The organism is Streptomyces sp. NPDC060028 (assembly GCF_042736725.1).
GTDB lineage: Bacteria > Actinomycetota > Actinomycetes > Streptomycetales > Streptomycetaceae > Streptomyces.
The window spans coordinates 38,319-53,110 of record NZ_JBHWVJ010000042.1; the positions used below are offsets into that span (position 1 = coordinate 38,319).

Annotated in this window: 13 protein-coding genes; 3 read left to right on the forward strand and 10 right to left on the reverse strand. The window is 73.3% G+C overall.

The window, feature by feature from the left end:
• Positions 1-196: 196 nt before the first annotated feature.
• Both ACFWBF_RS21595 and kstD read left to right on the forward strand, forming a co-directional pair.
• On the forward strand, positions 197-1,321 hold the full coding sequence (locus ACFWBF_RS21595) for an aminoglycoside phosphotransferase family protein (RefSeq protein ID WP_385604170.1): 1,125 nt from the start codon (positions 197-199) through the stop codon (positions 1,319-1,321).
• Positions 1,322-1,516: 195 nt separating this feature from the next.
• Positions 1,517-3,331, forward strand: a complete 1,815-nt coding sequence (gene kstD / locus ACFWBF_RS21600; protein WP_385604173.1) for a 3-oxosteroid 1-dehydrogenase — start codon at positions 1,517-1,519, stop codon at positions 3,329-3,331.
• A 17-nt stretch (positions 3,332-3,348) separates the two neighbouring features.
• On the opposite strand, the gene ACFWBF_RS21605 is transcribed toward kstD, so the two are convergent.
• The 10 genes from ACFWBF_RS21605 to ACFWBF_RS21650 form a co-directional block, all read right to left on the reverse strand.
• On the reverse strand, positions 3,349-3,849 hold the full coding sequence (locus ACFWBF_RS21605; RefSeq protein ID WP_385604176.1) for a hypothetical protein: 501 nt from the start codon (positions 3,847-3,849) through the stop codon (positions 3,349-3,351).
• A gap of 70 nt (positions 3,850-3,919) precedes the next feature.
• Complete coding sequence (locus tag ACFWBF_RS21610; protein WP_385604179.1) at positions 3,920-4,234, reverse strand: hypothetical protein; 315 nt, start codon at positions 4,232-4,234, stop codon at positions 3,920-3,922.
• A complete protein-coding gene (locus ACFWBF_RS21615) occupies positions 4,212-4,505 on the reverse strand; it encodes a maleylpyruvate isomerase N-terminal domain-containing protein (RefSeq protein WP_385604182.1) in 294 nt (97 codons plus the stop codon). Before ACFWBF_RS21615 ends, ACFWBF_RS21610 begins: the two co-directional genes overlap by 23 nt.
• 261 nt (positions 4,506-4,766) lie before the next feature.
• Positions 4,767-7,559: an ATP-binding protein gene (locus tag ACFWBF_RS21620; RefSeq protein WP_385604184.1), complete on the reverse strand. Its 2,793-nt coding sequence runs from the start codon at positions 7,557-7,559 to the stop codon at positions 4,767-4,769.
• Positions 7,560-7,784: 225 nt separating this feature from the next.
• A complete protein-coding gene (locus ACFWBF_RS21625; RefSeq protein ID WP_385604186.1) occupies positions 7,785-8,258 on the reverse strand; it encodes a hypothetical protein in 474 nt (157 codons plus the stop codon).
• Between the two features lie 147 nt (positions 8,259-8,405).
• Positions 8,406-8,633 (reverse strand): DUF397 domain-containing protein, encoded by a 228-nt coding sequence (locus tag ACFWBF_RS21630; RefSeq protein WP_385604239.1) that lies wholly within the window; start codon positions 8,631-8,633, stop codon positions 8,406-8,408.
• 153 nt (positions 8,634-8,786) lie between these two features.
• Positions 8,787-9,962, reverse strand: a complete 1,176-nt coding sequence (locus ACFWBF_RS21635; protein ID WP_385604189.1) for a thiolase domain-containing protein — start codon at positions 9,960-9,962, stop codon at positions 8,787-8,789.
• Positions 9,959-11,026: a thiolase domain-containing protein gene (locus ACFWBF_RS21640; RefSeq protein ID WP_385604192.1), complete on the reverse strand. Its 1,068-nt coding sequence runs from the start codon at positions 11,024-11,026 to the stop codon at positions 9,959-9,961. The genes ACFWBF_RS21635 and ACFWBF_RS21640 overlap by 4 nt, the downstream gene beginning before the upstream one ends.
• Complete coding sequence (locus ACFWBF_RS21645) at positions 11,026-11,985, reverse strand: Zn-ribbon domain-containing OB-fold protein (RefSeq protein ID WP_385604195.1); 960 nt, start codon at positions 11,983-11,985, stop codon at positions 11,026-11,028. Before ACFWBF_RS21645 ends, ACFWBF_RS21640 begins: the two co-directional genes overlap by 1 nt.
• A 146-nt stretch (positions 11,986-12,131) precedes the next feature.
• Positions 12,132-12,932, reverse strand: coding sequence for a crotonase/enoyl-CoA hydratase family protein (locus tag ACFWBF_RS21650; RefSeq protein ID WP_385604198.1), 801 nt, complete (start codon positions 12,930-12,932; stop codon positions 12,132-12,134).
• 187 nt (positions 12,933-13,119) lie between these two features.
• On the opposite strand from ACFWBF_RS21650, the gene ACFWBF_RS21655 reads away from it, so the two are divergent.
• Entirely contained in the window at positions 13,120-14,751 is a 1,632-nt protein-coding gene (locus ACFWBF_RS21655) for an acyl-CoA synthetase (protein ID WP_385604201.1), read from the forward strand.
• Positions 14,752-14,792 lie beyond the last annotated feature (41 nt).

A 14,792-nucleotide genomic window follows, 5' to 3' on the forward strand; every position in this document is an offset into this window, starting at 1 on the left:
AGCCCCCCGTCAGATGCCGAGCGACTATTCGCCAGGGTTCGCCAGGGTCCGCTCGATGGTCCGCCACCCACGGCCGGGTGTCAGGTAGGAATGCGCCTCCCCGACCCGGTCACCGGCGGAACTCCCCAGGGTGAAGCACGGGATCCGGCGGGGCGGCGTACGCAACTCGTCGGCGCACGAAGGGATCCGTAAAGCCATGTACGCAGCAACGACCTCCGTGTCCGCCCCGGTCCGGCCGCACCGCACGCTTCAGGCGGGCGGCGGCGCCTACCTCGAACCCGGCCGCCCCGCGGCAGCGGCGCCGGGCGCCGTACGGGCGCGGCGGATGCCGGGTACCGGAACGCAGCCGCCCAGCGGAAGAATCGACCTGTCGGGGCCGCAGGGGGCGCAGTTGCGCACCGCGCTCGCCTCGGTACAGCGGATCTGCCCGGAGTTCGCGCCCGTCCAGGTGCTGCGGCGCAGCGGCCGCTCGGTGCTGTTGGTGGGAACGACCGGGCGGATGACCGCCGTCGCGAAGGTTTTACTGGACCACTCGCCCGAGTGGCGCGAGCGGTACCGGCACGAAATAGCTACGTACCGGGCGTTCGTCCGGCACCGCCCGCCGGTCCGGGTGCCGCGGCTGATCGCCGCCGACCCCGAGAACTGCACGCTGGTGGTCGAGCGGATGGCGGGCCGGGTCGCGGCGCTGCAGCGGCACCCTGTGGAGGCCCCGCCGCGGGCCGATCTGCGGGCGGCGCTGGGCGCGGTGCGCCAGGTGAACGGCTGGCGGCCGGCGGAGGAGCTGTTCGGGCGGCCGCTGAACTACGGTCGGCGGATCGCCCGGGACTACGAGCTGGGGCTGCTGACCGACCGGGACCTCGGTGACCTGCAGAAGCTGCTGCACGGTGTGAAGCTGTCCGGCACCCCGTGGCAGTTCAACCACGGCGACGCGCTGCTGTCGAACCTGCTGCTGTCCCCGGCCGGGCCGGTGCTGCTCGACTGGGAGCACGCCGGGTGGTACCTGCCGGGCTACGACCTGGCCACCCTGTGGACGGTACTGGGAGATGCCCCGGCCGCCCGTGCGCAGATCAGCCGCCTGGCCCAGGCGGCCGGGCCGGCCGCACGGGACGCCTTCCTGGTCAACCTGATGCTGGTGCTGACCCGGGAGATCCGGATGTCCGAGACGGCGGTGCAGCGTTCGATGCTGGCGACCGCCCCGACCCAGCCGCTGCCGTCGGGCGCGCTGTCCTCCGGTGAGGAGCAGCGGCTGCTGCTGCGCCGCCTGCACGACGACGCGGGCATGGCCCGTAGAGCGGTACGCGCGGCCGTGGGCACGCGCTGACTCCGGCAGGCGAAATCCCGTGGTTCCCGCACCTGGTGCGTGGGCCACGGGATTTCTTGCGTCGGGGCCGGGGCGGCGGGCGCGTTCACAACCGGTGCGTATGCCTTGACTTCACATGATCCCCCGAACACCTTTTCTGACTCGGCATCAGAACACCGGCCATCCCCTTTCCTCCCTCTCCGCTGGAGCCTGCCCATGACCGCGAGCCCCGCCTCCACTGCCGGATCCGCCCCGCACCCCGACGGCGACGACCTCAGCGAACTCCCCTCCCGGCGGACGGTCCTCGCCGGGGCGGGGGCCGGGGTGCTGGCCGCCACCGTCCTGCCGTCCGCCGTCGCGCGCGCCGCCGACGGAGCCCCGCTCGGCGAGTACGACGTCGTCGTGGTGGGTTCCGGGGCCTCCGGGATGACCGCCGCGCTCACTGCCGCCAAGCGGGGCCTGAGCGTGCTCGTGGTCGAGAAGGCCCCGACCTTCGGCGGATCGGCCGCCCGCTCGGGCGCCGGGATCTGGCTGCCGAACAACTCGGTGATCCTGGCCGCGGGGGTGCCCGACACCCCCGCGAAGGCGGCGACGTACCTCTCGGCCGTCGTGGGCCCCGGCGTACCGGCGGACCGGCAGGCGGCCTTCCTCGCCAACGGGCCGCGGATGCTGGACTTGGTGATGGCCGGCAGTCCGCTGCGGTTCCGGTTCATGGACGGGTACAGCGACTACTACCCGAACCTGCCCGGCGGGCTGCCGGGCGGCCGCTCCATCGAGCCGGACCAGATCGACGGCAACATCCTCGGCGCCGAACTCGCCCGCCTGAACCCGGCGTACATGCCGGTGCCGGCCGGGATGGTGGTGTTCAGCCAGGACTACAAGTGGCTCAACCTCGCGGCCGTCAACGCCAAGGGGCTCGCGGTGTCCACCGAATGCCTGGCCCGCGGCACGCAGGCCGCACTGTGCGGGCAGAAACCGCTGACGATGGGCCAGGCCCTGGCGGCGGGGCTGCGTGCCGGGCTGATGCGGGCCGGGGTTCCGGTGTGGCTGAACAGCCCGCTCGTGGACCTGGTCCAGGAGGGCGGCGCGGTCACGGGCGTCGTGGTGGAGAAGCAGGGCGTACGGGGTGTCGTACGGGCCCGCAAGGGTGTCGTCATCGGTTCGGGCGGCTTCGAGCACAACGCCGAGATGCGGGCCCAGTACCAGCAGCAGCCGATCGGCACCCAGTGGTCGGTGGGCGCGAAGGAGAACACGGGGGACGGCATCCGGGCCGGCCAACGCGCGGGTGCGGCGGTGGCGTTGATGGAGGACGCGTGGTGGGGTCCGTCGATCCCGCTGCCGGGAGAGCCGTACTTCTGCCTGGCCGAGCGGACCCTGCCCGGCGGCCTGATCGTCAACGGTGCGGGCGCGCGGTTCGTCAACGAGGCCGCACCGTACAGCGATGTGGTGCACGTGATGTACGAGAAGGACCGGGGCTCGGCCGGCTCGCACATCCCGGCCTGGCTGATCGTGGATCAGAACTACCGCAACAAGTACCTGTTCAAGGACATCCTGCCGACGATCGTCTTCCCCGACTCCTGGTACGAGGCGGGCGCGGCGAAGAAGGCGTGGACCTGGGACGCGCTGGCGGGCCAGATCGGGGTGCCGGCGGGCGCCCTGCGGGCGACGCTGGGCCGGTTCAACGCGCAGGCCTGGAACGGCACCGACCCCGACTTCCACCGGGGCGACACGGCGTACGACCACTACTACACGGACCCGGGGGTGGCGCCGAACTCGTGCCTGGCCCCGATCTGGGCGCCGCCGTTCTACGCGTTCAAGATCGTGCCGGGTGACCTGGGCACGAAGGGCGGCATCGTGACGGACGCGCGGGCCCGGGCGCTGCGGGCCGACGGCTCGGTGATCCGGGGCCTGTGGGCGGCGGGCAACGCGAGCGCGGCGGTGATGGGCCACAGCTACGCGGGGGCCGGATCGACGATCGGCCCCGCGATGACGTTCGGCTACGTGGCGGCGAACGACATCGCGGACGCGTGACGTGTCGGGAGTGAGGTTCAGCCCTGCTGGAAGAGCTCGGCGGGCAGCGGCTTCAGCAGCGCGTACAGATCATCGGTGATCGGCCGGTCCCAGCTGGCGATGGTGACGAGCACGTTGTCGCTGCGGTCGAACTGGACGCAGGAGATCCGGGACTCGGACAGCTTGACCTTCCGGACGATGAGGAGGTTGTCGCCCTGCATGACGGGGCAGTCCTCGCCGCCGGTGACCTCGACGTCCTCGTCGTTCTCGAGGGCGTCGAGGAGCTGGGCCACCTCGAAGGGCACCTGGCCCTCGGAGAGGTCGCGGGCCGGGGAGCCCTCGGGGAGGTTGCCGATGATCATCGCGGGGCCGCGTCCGCCGAACAGGTCGTAGCGGAGGAAGACACCCTGACAGCTGCCGTCGGGCGCGGGCAGCAGCCCGGCCCCGAGATTGCCCGGCCAGTCCCCCGGGTCCATGGCCAGGACGTCGAAGTCCGGGCCGGCGGGTGTGGCGGCGCGGTGGCGGCGGAGGAAGGACATGCCGCCATGGTACGTGGCCCCCCGCCATTACCGGCCCCTGACCCCTCGCAACCGGCCGGTGGGCGTGCGACTAGACGGGCGGGACGAGGGTGAACCAGTGGGGCAGGAGGGACGCGTCGCCCCGGACCCTCAGGGCCGTCGGCGGGATGCGGTGCCAGAGGAACAGGCACAGGTCCGAGGCGGTGCCCGCGGCCTCCACGGACCTCGGGGAGGCCGGACGGGGGTCACGGTCGGGACCGGGGTCACGGTCGCGGTCGCGGTCACGGTCGGGGTCACGGTCGCGGTCGGGGTCGCGGTCGGGGTCGGGGTCGGGGTCGGGGTCGGGGTCGGGGTCGGGGTCGGGATCACGGTCGGGGTCGGGATCACGGTCGGGGTCCGCCCGCACCGCATCCGGGGTGAACACCACCGTCCAGGACCCGGGGCCGTCCGTCCGCCGGAGGTGGTACCGCTCCCCCGAGCCCGCCGGGGCCGAGGCCCACGCACGCCGCGCCGGGGCGGCGGTGCACCGCCAGCTCGATCAGCTGCATCCGCAGCCAGAAACCGGAGGTCTGCTCCGCCGACCAGGTCCACACCGGTGCCTGTGGCCCCAGCTCACCCAGCAGCCCCGCCAGATCGCGGGCGCCCTCCGCGAACCAGTCGGTGAGCGTCCGCGGCACCGGCCCGAGGTTCGGCGCCCGGTCCGGCATCGGCCAGGCCGCCCGCTGCGCCGGGTCGGCCGGGAGCCCGTACAGGGTTGCGCCACGAGGTCGCCGACCGACCACCCCGGGCAGGACGGCACGAGCGGCGCCGGCCCGCCCGCGGCTTCGGCGAGCGCCCGCTGGATCGCCTTCTCGAACGCCACCGTCTCGGTCCGGAAGCGGGCGAGCCGCGCCATGTGGTCCATGCGGGTCAGCGTGCCCCCGGCTCGCTGCGGTCTATCACCTTGGGCTACGGGCGAACGCCTCCAGCGCCTCGGGGAGGCCGGTGCGGTCCGTGCCGAGTTTGCGGCAGATCGAGGACAGCTCCGGGCCGGACACCGCCGCGTCGCCGTCGGCCGCCTGCCGCGCCAGGCCCGCCTCCTGTGCCGTGAGCCCGTCCTGCCAGGTGCTCCCGCACGGTACGCCGCCGCCCAGCGAGAGCAGGGCGTCCACCGCGCTGCGCTCCAGGCCGTCGGCCCCGCAGTCGCGCGCCGTCACTGCTGCCCGCGTGAGCAGATCCGTGTCACCCAGCTCGGTGCCCAGCGCGGCCAGGGCGAGCGCGAGCTCGTACCCCGCGGGTGAGGCGGACAGCAGGGACACCGCCTCCGTCAGCAGCGCCACCCGGTCTCGCGGGGGCGCGACCTCCGCCGCGACCCGTAGCGCCTGGCCGATGCCCGAGGGGGCGCCGAAGGCCCGCGCCCGCCGGACCGCGTCGGCGGCCAGGGTGCGCGCCCGCACCGGGTCGTCGGCCGCCAGTGCCCGCGCCTGGTGCAGCTGCCACGGGCACCAGGACGGGTTCTGGATCCCGCGACGGGTCAACCGGCGCTCGACGGAGTCGAGTTCGGCGACGGCGGCCTTCGTCTGCCCGCGCGCCAGGAGCAGTTCGGCGTACACGGTCTGCGAATCGGGGAAGACGACGGCCGCCGGGAAGGGTTCCTGGTACTCGTGTTCCCGCGCCAGTTCCCACGCCTCGTCCACCCGGCCCCGCGCGAGCAAGGTGGTGACCAGGATGGCTATGGCGTACCAGTGCACCGGTGTACGCCGCCCGACGCGCTCGGCGAGCCGCAGGCCCGCCCGGGCCAGCTCCTCGGCCTCCACCAGGCGCCCGCGCCGGTAGCGGATGTACGCGCGCAGGCTGTACGCGAAGGACAGGTGCGCCCCGCGCCAGCCCTGCCGCTCGAACTCGGCGGTGCCCGCCTCGAACAGCTCCTCGGCCCGGCCGGGCCGGTCAGCGTACACGTGCACCATCGCGGTCAGTACGGGGACCTCGAAGCCCCGGTCCTCGTACGCCCAGCCGAACTCGGCGGCGAGCGCCCGGCGGGCGTGGTGCAGGACCACGTCCACCGGCTCCCCGCGCAGGCAGGCGTCCCAGGCGCGCAGCCCGATGACGTACCGCTCGGTCAGGTCGCGCCCGGTCAGCCGGTCGGCGAGCCTGGCCAGCCGCCGCGAGCGCGCCGGGGAGTCGGGCTCGGCGGCGTTGAAGGCGTCCCACATGAACTGCTCGGACTGGAGCCGGAGTCGGGCGCGCACGTCCTGGGTGTGCGGGATCTCCCGGGCGAGCGCTTCCGAGGCCTCGGCGAGGCGGTCGCTGTGCGCGAGCACCTGCGCGAGGCGGATCACGATGCCCTGGCGCAGGGCGGGGTCGTCGAAGGGTTCGGCGAGCGCGGCCCGCAGGTGGTTCACGGTGTTGGCGGGCTCGGTGAGCAGGGAGGCGCAGCCGAGCTCGTACAGCACGGCGGCGCGTTCGCCGAAGTCCGGTGGTTCGCGCAGGGCGCGGGCGAGTTGGCGGCGGGCGGCGTCGGGGGCGCCGGCGCGCAGGTTCTCGGCGGCGGCCTCGCGCAGGGTCCGTACCACCCAGGGGTCGCTTTCGGGGTGGGTCTCCAGCAGGTGCCGGGCGGCCGCGGAGGGGCCGAGTCCGGCGTCGATGACGGCAGCGGCGGCGTTTCCGTGCAGGGCGACCCGCAGGGCGTCGGGGATGGCCCGGTGGATGCCGGTGGCGATGAGGGGGTGTACGAACTCCAGGCCGTCCTGGGCCGGTTCACCGGGTCCGGACAGGATGCGGGCGTCGCGCAGCCGTGCGGTGGCGACGACCGCCTCCTCGGCGGTGAGCCCCGCGACCCGGGCGGCGAGGTCCTGCGGGATGGCGGTGCCGAGCACGGCGCAGGCCCAGGCGAGGCGGACGGTGGAGGGGCCCAGGCTGTGGAGGCGGGCGACGAGGCCGCTGCCGCGCTGGGCGGCGGCGAGGTCGCGCAGCAGCGGGGCGCTGGCCGAGGTGGGCGCGAGCCCCTTGTCCCGTACTTTCGCGGTGAGTTCGACGGTTTCGAAGGGGTTGCCGGTGGTGACGGCCCAGGCCTCCCGGCAGAAGGCGGCGTCGGCGTGCTCGCCGACGGCCTCGCGGACCAGGGTGCGGACGGCGTCCTCGGTGAGCGGCGCCAGGCTCAGCGGGCGGTGTCCGGCGCGGCCGGGCAGCGTACGGAAGGCCTCGGCGTGCGCGGGCAGTTCGTCGGGGCGGTAGGCGACGACGAGGAGCAGCGGGAGGTGTTCGGCGCGCGGGGCGAAGGCGGCGAGCCAGCCGAGGGATTCGGGGTCGGCCCAGTGGGCGTCGTCGAGGACGAGGGCGACGGGGGCGCGCTGCACGATGAGGTGGGTCAGGACCCAGTCGAGTCCGTCGCGCAGGCCCTGGGGGTCGGGCGGGGCGCCCTGTTCGGGGGCGCACAGGCCGAGGGCGGGGCCGACGATGGAGTACCAGCTGCCGAGGACGGCGCGCAGTTCCTCGTCGGTGGCGCCGGCCAGTTGGGGCTGGATGAGCTGGCGGGCGACGTGGAAGGGCTGGTTCTGCTCCTGTTCGCCGCCGCGGGCGGCGAGGACGGTGCAGGCCTTGGCGTGGGAGCGGCGGCGGACTTCGGCGAGGAGGGTGGTCTTGCCGAGGCCGGCCGGCCCGGAGAAGGCCAGCAGGGCTCCGTCGGCGTCGGGACCGGTGAGCTGTTCCAGGGCCTCGTCCACGGTGGCGAGTTCCGACTCGCGTTCCAACATCGCGCGCCGTATGCGGGTCCGGCGGTCCGTCATGGCTGGTACCCCCCAGGCCGGTTCGGGGGATCAGCGTACGCCCGCGCACTGCGCGGGGCAGCCCGCTGCGGGAAAGAATCCGATCTTCTTCTTGCGGGCACCGCGGCGCGGGTACAGGGCTGCGCGCCCGCATCCGCTCCACCGACAGCGGCCACCGGGCCGCGATGACCAGCCGCACCCGGCGGCCCCGGCTCAGCCGTCGTCGTAGAGCCGCCGGTGCCACCAGGCGTACGGGTTGCCGCTCCAGTCCGCCCAGTGCGCGGCCCGCGGATCCGGGTCGGGAAGGGTCCGGCGGCGGAACTCCGCGTCCAGCCGGGCCAGTACGCCGCCCAGGGCGACCCGGGCGCCGGGCGGCAGGGCCCGGTACGCGTCGGCCAGCTCGTCCCGGACCACGGCCACGTCGTCGCGCGCGCAGCCGGGGCAGGCCGGGCACTCCGAGGCGACCGGTCGCAGCCGGTCGCCGGGGCGGTCCAGGAAGGCCCGGTACGCCACCAGCAGGCTCAGGAGGTCGGCCGCGCCCTCGTGGGCCAGCGCCCAGTGGGCTTCCGCGCTCGCGGCGGGCGAGAGCCGGTCCAGCGGGGGCAGCTCGCGCGCCCAGGCGGGCGCGCGGCGCCCCTCGTACGTCCCTCGTTCGGCGCGCAGGGCGCCGGGCCGACTACGCGGCATCGCCCTTTCGGCGGATGATCGTCATGCGGGCCATTGTGACGGGGCGGCTTGCGAACCGCAACGGCTTTCCCCGGTACGGCCCCGGACCGCGCCGCCCCGCCGCCCTGCCGTCCCGCCCGCTCCGCCGCGGGACCGGCCCGGCCCCGTCTACGTCAGGTCGAACTCCCCGCCCCGCGCGTTCAGGACGAACTTGCGCCACTCGTCCGGCGCGAAGATCAGCGAAGGGCTTTCGGGGCGCTCGCTGTTGCGCATCGCGATGAACCCCTCGACGAAGGCGATCTGGACGTCGCCCCCTCCTCGGCTGCTGGACTGCCAGTCCGCCTCGCTGAGATCGAGATCCGGCTTGCCCCAGCCGGCCAGGGCCTGCGAAGTCATGCTCTCGGCCACGTGCGTGCTCCTCCCGGTACGTCGTCCCGGGGCAAGGTTAACCATCGCAAGGGGTGCCGCACAGGCCACGGTGAGTCACTCGTGGTCGGTTCGGCACCCTTGCGCGGAAGCGGACTTCCGGTCAGAGGCGGCTTCGTCCGCTCAGGAAACCGGTTGCTCCGCGCCCACCAGCCACATCGAGAAGAACTGCGCACCGCCTCCGTACGCGTGGCCCATGGCCCGGCGGGCGTCCGGCACCTGGTGCTCGCCCGCCTGGCCCCGGACCTGCAGCGCCGCCTCAGCGAACCGGATCATGCCGGAGGCGCCGATCGGGTTGGTGGACAGGACTCCGCCCGACGGGTTCACCGGGAGGTCCCCTTCCAGTTCGGTGACCCCGGCCTCGGTGAGTTTCCAGCCCTCGCCCTCCTCCGCGAAGCCGAGGTTCTCCAGCCACATGGGCTCGTACCAGGAGAACGGGACGTACATCTCGACCGCGTCGATCTCCCGGCGCGGGTCGGTGATCCCCGCCTGCCGGTAGACGTCGGCCGCGCAGTCCTTGCCGGCCTGCGGGGACACGAAGTCCTTGCCCGCGAACAGCGTCGGCTCGCTGCGCATCGCCCCGCCGTGGACCCAGGCCGGCGGCTTCGGCGAACGGGTCGCGCCCGCCCGGTCCGTGAGGATCATCGCGCAGGCGCCGTCGGAGGACGGGCAGGTCTCGGAGTACCTGATCGGGTCCCACAGCATCGGCGAGGCCTGGACCTTCTCCAGGGTGATGTCGTGCTCGTGCAGGTGCGCGTACGGGTTCTTCAGCGCGTTGCGGCGGTCCTTGTAGGCCACGAGCGAGCCGACCGTGTCGGGCGCGCCGGTACGCCGCATGTAGGCCCGTACGTGCGGGGCGAAGAAGCCTCCCGCGCCCGCCAGCAGCGGCTGCTGGAAGGGGACGGGAAGCGACAGGCCCCACATCGCGTTGGACTCGGACTGCTTCTCGAACGCGAGCGTGAGGACCGTACGGTGGACGCGCGCCGCCACCAGGTTGGAGGCGACGAGCGCCGTGGATCCGCCCACCGAACCGGCCGTGTGGACACGGAGCATGGGCTTGCCGACCGCCCCGAGGGCGTCCGCCAGGTACAGCTCCGGCATCATCACGCCCTCGAAGAAGTCGGGAGCCTTGCCGATGACGACCGCGTCGATGTCCGCCCACGTCAGCTCGGCGTCCGCGAGGGCGCGCGCGGCGGCCTCGCGGACCAGTCCGGCGATGGAGACGTCGTGCCGGGCGGCGACGTGCTTGGTCTGGCCGATCCCGACGATCGCGACCGGCTCCTTGCCCGACGTGCTCATACGGGGTCCCCTTCCAGGACGGCGACCAGGTTCTGCTGGAGGCAGGGGCCGGAGGTGGCGTGCGCGACGGCCCGGTGGGACTCGCCGCGGTGGATCCGGGCGGCCGCCTCACCGATCCGGATCAGGCCCGCGGCCATGACCGGATTGGCGGCGAGGGCGCCGCCCGAGGGGTTGACGGCCACGTCCTCGCCGAGCCCGAGGGCCTTGCGGAGCACGACCTCCTGGGAGGAGAACGGCGCGTGCAGTTCCGCCGTGTCCACCGGTGCTTCGAACACCCCGGCCTGCTCGGCGGCGATGCGCGTCGACGGGGAGTCGGTGAGGTCGCGCAGACCCAGTCCGTGCGCCTCGATGCGGTGGTCGATGCCGGTGATCCAGGCGGGCCGTTCGCACAGCCGCCGCGCCACGTCGCCCGCGGCGAGGATCACGGCGGCCGCGCCGTCGCCGATGGGCGGGCAGTCCCCGGTGCGCAGCGGCCGGACCTGGTACCCGCCCTGGGGGACGGCGCCGCTGAGCTGGGCGTGCGGGTTGGCCTCGGCGGCGGCCCGGCTGCGGGCGCCGATGGCGGCGAGGGCGGGCTCGTCGGTCTCCCCCGCGTCGATGAGCGCCTGCGCCTGGAGGGCGGCGAGGGCCACCGCGTCGGGCCAGAGCGGGGCGAGGTAGTACGGGTCGAGCTGCCGGGTCAGCACGTCCCGTACCGATCCGGGCGAGGACTTCCCGTACGAGTAGACGAGCGCGGTGTCGGCCTCGCCGGTCTGTATCTTGACCCAGGCCTCGTAGAGGGCCCAGGCGCCGTCCATCTCGACGTGGGACTCGGAGATCGGCGGCCAGGCGCCGACCCCGTCGAGGGTCATGGTGAAGGAGAAGGCCCGGCCGGCCAGGTAGTCGCTGGAGCCGGAGCAGGTGAAGCCGATCTCGGTGGCCTTCAGGCCGGTCTGCGCCAGGACCTGGTGCAGGACGGGCATGACCATCTCGACTTCGCTGAGCTCGTCGGTACGGCGCAGGTGGTCGCTCTGCGCGAACGCGACGACGGCCACCTCGCGTACGTGCCTGCTCGTCCTGGGCATCAGATGAGCTCCTTGTACACGTCGTAGTCCGCGTCCGGTTCGCCGGTGGGGCGGTAGTGGTCGGGGTAGCGGCCGCCCTCGCTCCACACGGGCTCGACGCGCAGACCCATGCGGACCTGGTCGTACGGGATGCCCCCGATCCGGCCGTGGAGGGCGAGGCCGGCGCCGTCGAGGGCGATGTGGGCGTAGACGTAAGGGACTTCGATGTCGAGGTTGCGTGCCTTGATGTTGACGATGCAGTAGGTGGTGACGGTGCCGGCCGGGCCGACCTCGACGTGGTCGGTGGTGGCGACCCCGCAGGTGGGGCAGGCGCCGCGCGGGGGGACGTACACCTTGTGGCAGGAGGGGCAGCGCTCGCCGACGGTCTTGCGCTCGGACAGGGCGTTGATGTAGGCGGTCTGGGCGCGGCCGGGGCTGTACGTGTAGTCGAGGCGGGCCTCGGCGACGATGCCGGTGACGGGCTCGGCGAAGGCGCCGTCGTGCGGGGCGGGTGCTCCGGCGGCCGGGCCCTCGTACGGCTCGAAGCAGGCGATGTCGGTGATCGCGCCGGACCGGTCCGCGGCCCAGCGGATCCGTACGCGCATGCCGGTGCGCACGGAGTCGGGGCCGGGGGCGTCGAGGGCGTGCAGGAGGGCGGTGTCGGCGCCGTCGAGCTTGACCAGCGCCCAGGCGAAGGGGGTGTCCAGGGGCTGGTTCGGGCGCGGAGTGTCGTTCCAGGCCCAGGTGGTGACGGTCCCGGTCGCTCCGACCTCGACGAGCTCGCGGATCTCCTCGGCGGTGACGGGGTCGTACTCGACGGGCGGAACCATCACCGCCCCGTCGCAGGTCCGCACCCCGAGGACGACGCGCTCGCGCAACCCGGTGAGGAAGGCGGACTGAACCGGTCCGAGCGACCGGGTGAAGGGAAACTCGACGACGAGCGGCGCACGAAGCACCTCGGGCGGCGACGCGGCGGTCATGGGCGACTCTCCGATGATCGGGAACGGCACGTTTTCAACGCGGGGCCACGTTCAGCCCCGCCGGGCACATCCGGCCTCGCCGGCGTTTGAGGCGCGGGGTCCGGGGCAGGGTCCGGGGCGGAGCCCCGGCGGCGGAGCCGCGCCGGCTACTCCCGGCGGTACACCGCGGGCCGCTTCTCCGCGAAGGCCCGCGCGCCTTCCTTGGCGTCGGCGGTGTCGAAGACCGGCCACCCCCGGATCAGTTCGGCGGCCAGCCCCTCCGTCTCCGTCAGCTCGGCTGCCTCGTACACCGAGGCCTTGACGGCCTCCACCGCCAACGGCCCGCACGCGTTGACCCGCTCCGCGATCTCCAGCGCCGCCTCCAGGGCCGTCCCGTCCGGCACCACCCGCCCCACGAGACCGATCCGCGCCGCCTCCTCGGCCGAGTACGGCCGCCCGGTCAGCAGCATCTCCAGCGCGTGCGTGCGCGGGACCTGCCGCGGCAGCCGCACCGTGGAGCCGCCGATGGGGAACAGGCCCCGTTTGACCTCGAAGAGGCCGAAGGTCGCCCCCGCGGCCGCGACCCGGATGTCGGTGCCCTGCAGGATCTCCGTCCCGCCGGCCACGCAGTACCCCTCCACCGCCGCGATCACCGGCTTGCGCGGCCGGTGGTGGCGGAGCATCGCCTTCCAGTGCAGGTCGGGGTCGGCCTTGAGCCGGTCCCGGTACTGGTCGCCCGCCATGCCCTTGCCGGCCAGCGCCTTCAGGTCCATGCCGGCGCAGAAGTCGCCGCCCGCGCCGGTCAGGACCACCGAGCGGATCCCGTCGTCGGCGTCCGCTTCCAGCCACCCGTCGTACAGTCCCACCAGCAGCGGCAGCGAGAGCGCGTTCTTCGCCTCGGGCCTGTTCATGGTGAGCACCAGCGTCGCGCCGTGGCGTTCCACGGTCAGGTGTTCCGTCCCACCCATTGCCGTCCTCCCGTCTCAAGACCTAGAACAGGTTGCAGTAGGTGCGGGTGCAGTTCAATAGTTTTCTGACACCCAGTCAGATTTATTGGACGGCGCCCTTCCCACTTGGGATCGGCGGCGCTCTAATGACCGCCGAGCAGAGCAGCCATGGGCCCAGCCATGGGAACTTCCAGGGTCAGGAGGACCGGTGGAGTACAACCTTGCCGACCTGTTCGAGTCGGTCGTGGACGTGGTTCCGGACCGCGAGGCCCTCGTGTACGTGGACCACCCCGGGACCGGCGCCGAGCACCGCCTCACGTACGCGGAGCTGGACGCGGCGGCGAACCGCATCGCGCACCACCTGCTCGACAGCGGGCTGAAGGCCGGCGAGCACCTGGGCCTGCACCTCTACAACGGCACCGAGTACCTGCAGACGGTGCTGGCCTGCCTGAAGGCCCGCCTGGTGCCGGTGAACGTGAACTACCGGTACGTGGAGGAGGAGCTGGTCTACCTCTACAACGACGCCGACCTCGCGGCGCTGGTCTTCGAGGGCGAGTTCACGGAGCGGGTGGCGGCCGCGCTGCCGCAGACGACGCGGCTGCGGCACCTGATCCGGGTCGGGTCCGCCCCCGAGGGCGCGCCGGAGCCCTCGATCGCACCGATCGCGTACGCCGACGCGGAGGCGGCCGGATCGCCGGAGCGGGGCTTCCCGCCCCGTTCGCCCGACGACCTGTTCATCATCTACACGGGCGGTACGACCGGCATGCCCAAGGGCGTGATGTGGCGTGCCGAGGACCTGTTCTTCGCGGGCCTCTTCGGCGGCGAACCGTCGGGCGAGCCGGTCAAGCGGCCCGAGGAGCTGGCCGAGCGGGTCGCGGCGCGCGGCGCCGGGCTCACCTTCTTCCCGGCTCCCCCGCTGATGCACGGCACGTCCACGCTGACCTCGTTCATCGCCTTCAACTACGGCCAGCGGGTGGTCATCCACCGCAAGTACGCGCCGGAAGAGGTGCTGCGCACGATCGAGAAGGAGAAGGTGTCGAGCGTGTCGCTGGTCGGCGACGCGATGCTGCGCCCGCTCATCGACGCCCTGAACGGCCCGCTCAAGGGGGCGGACCTGTCGTCCCTGTTCAGCGTCTCCTCGTCCGGGGCGATCATGTCGGAGACCGTACGGGCCGAGTTCCAGCGGCTCGTGCCGCATGTGATGCTCCTGAACAACTTCGGGTCCTCCGAGTCCGGATCCAACGGCAGGGCGACCAACGACTCCAGCCCGGAGAAGGGCTTCCGTCTGGAGGTCAACGACCGTACGCAGGTGGTCGACCCGGTGACGCACGAGCCGGTGCCGGTGGGCGAACCGGGACGGCTCGCGCAGCGCGGCCACGTCCCGCTCGGCTACTACAACGACCCGGCCAAGACCGCCGAGACCTTCTTCCAGAAGGGAGCGGAGCGCTGGGTACTGCTCGGCGACATGGCGACCGTGGACGAACAGGGCATCGTCACGGTGCTGGGGCGCGGCTCGCAGTGCATCAACACGGGCGGGGAGAAGGTGTATCCGGAGGAGGTCGAGCAGGCGCTGAAGTCCCACCCGGACGTGTACGACGCCCTGGTGGCCGGGGTCCCGGACGCGACCTGGGGCAACCACGTGGCCGCGGTGGTCCAGATCCGGGCGGGCGCGCCGGAACCGACCCTGGACGAGATCCAGATCCACTGCCGCACCAAGCTGGCGGGCTACAAGATCCCGCGCCAGCTGGTCGTCACCCCCGCCATCCAACGCTCCCCGAGCGGCAAGGCGGACTACCGCTGGGCGAAAACGGTGGCGGCGGAGGCGGACGCGAGCCGCTGACCTCCGCCGCGAACACATCGAGGAGGATCGGCCGATCACTC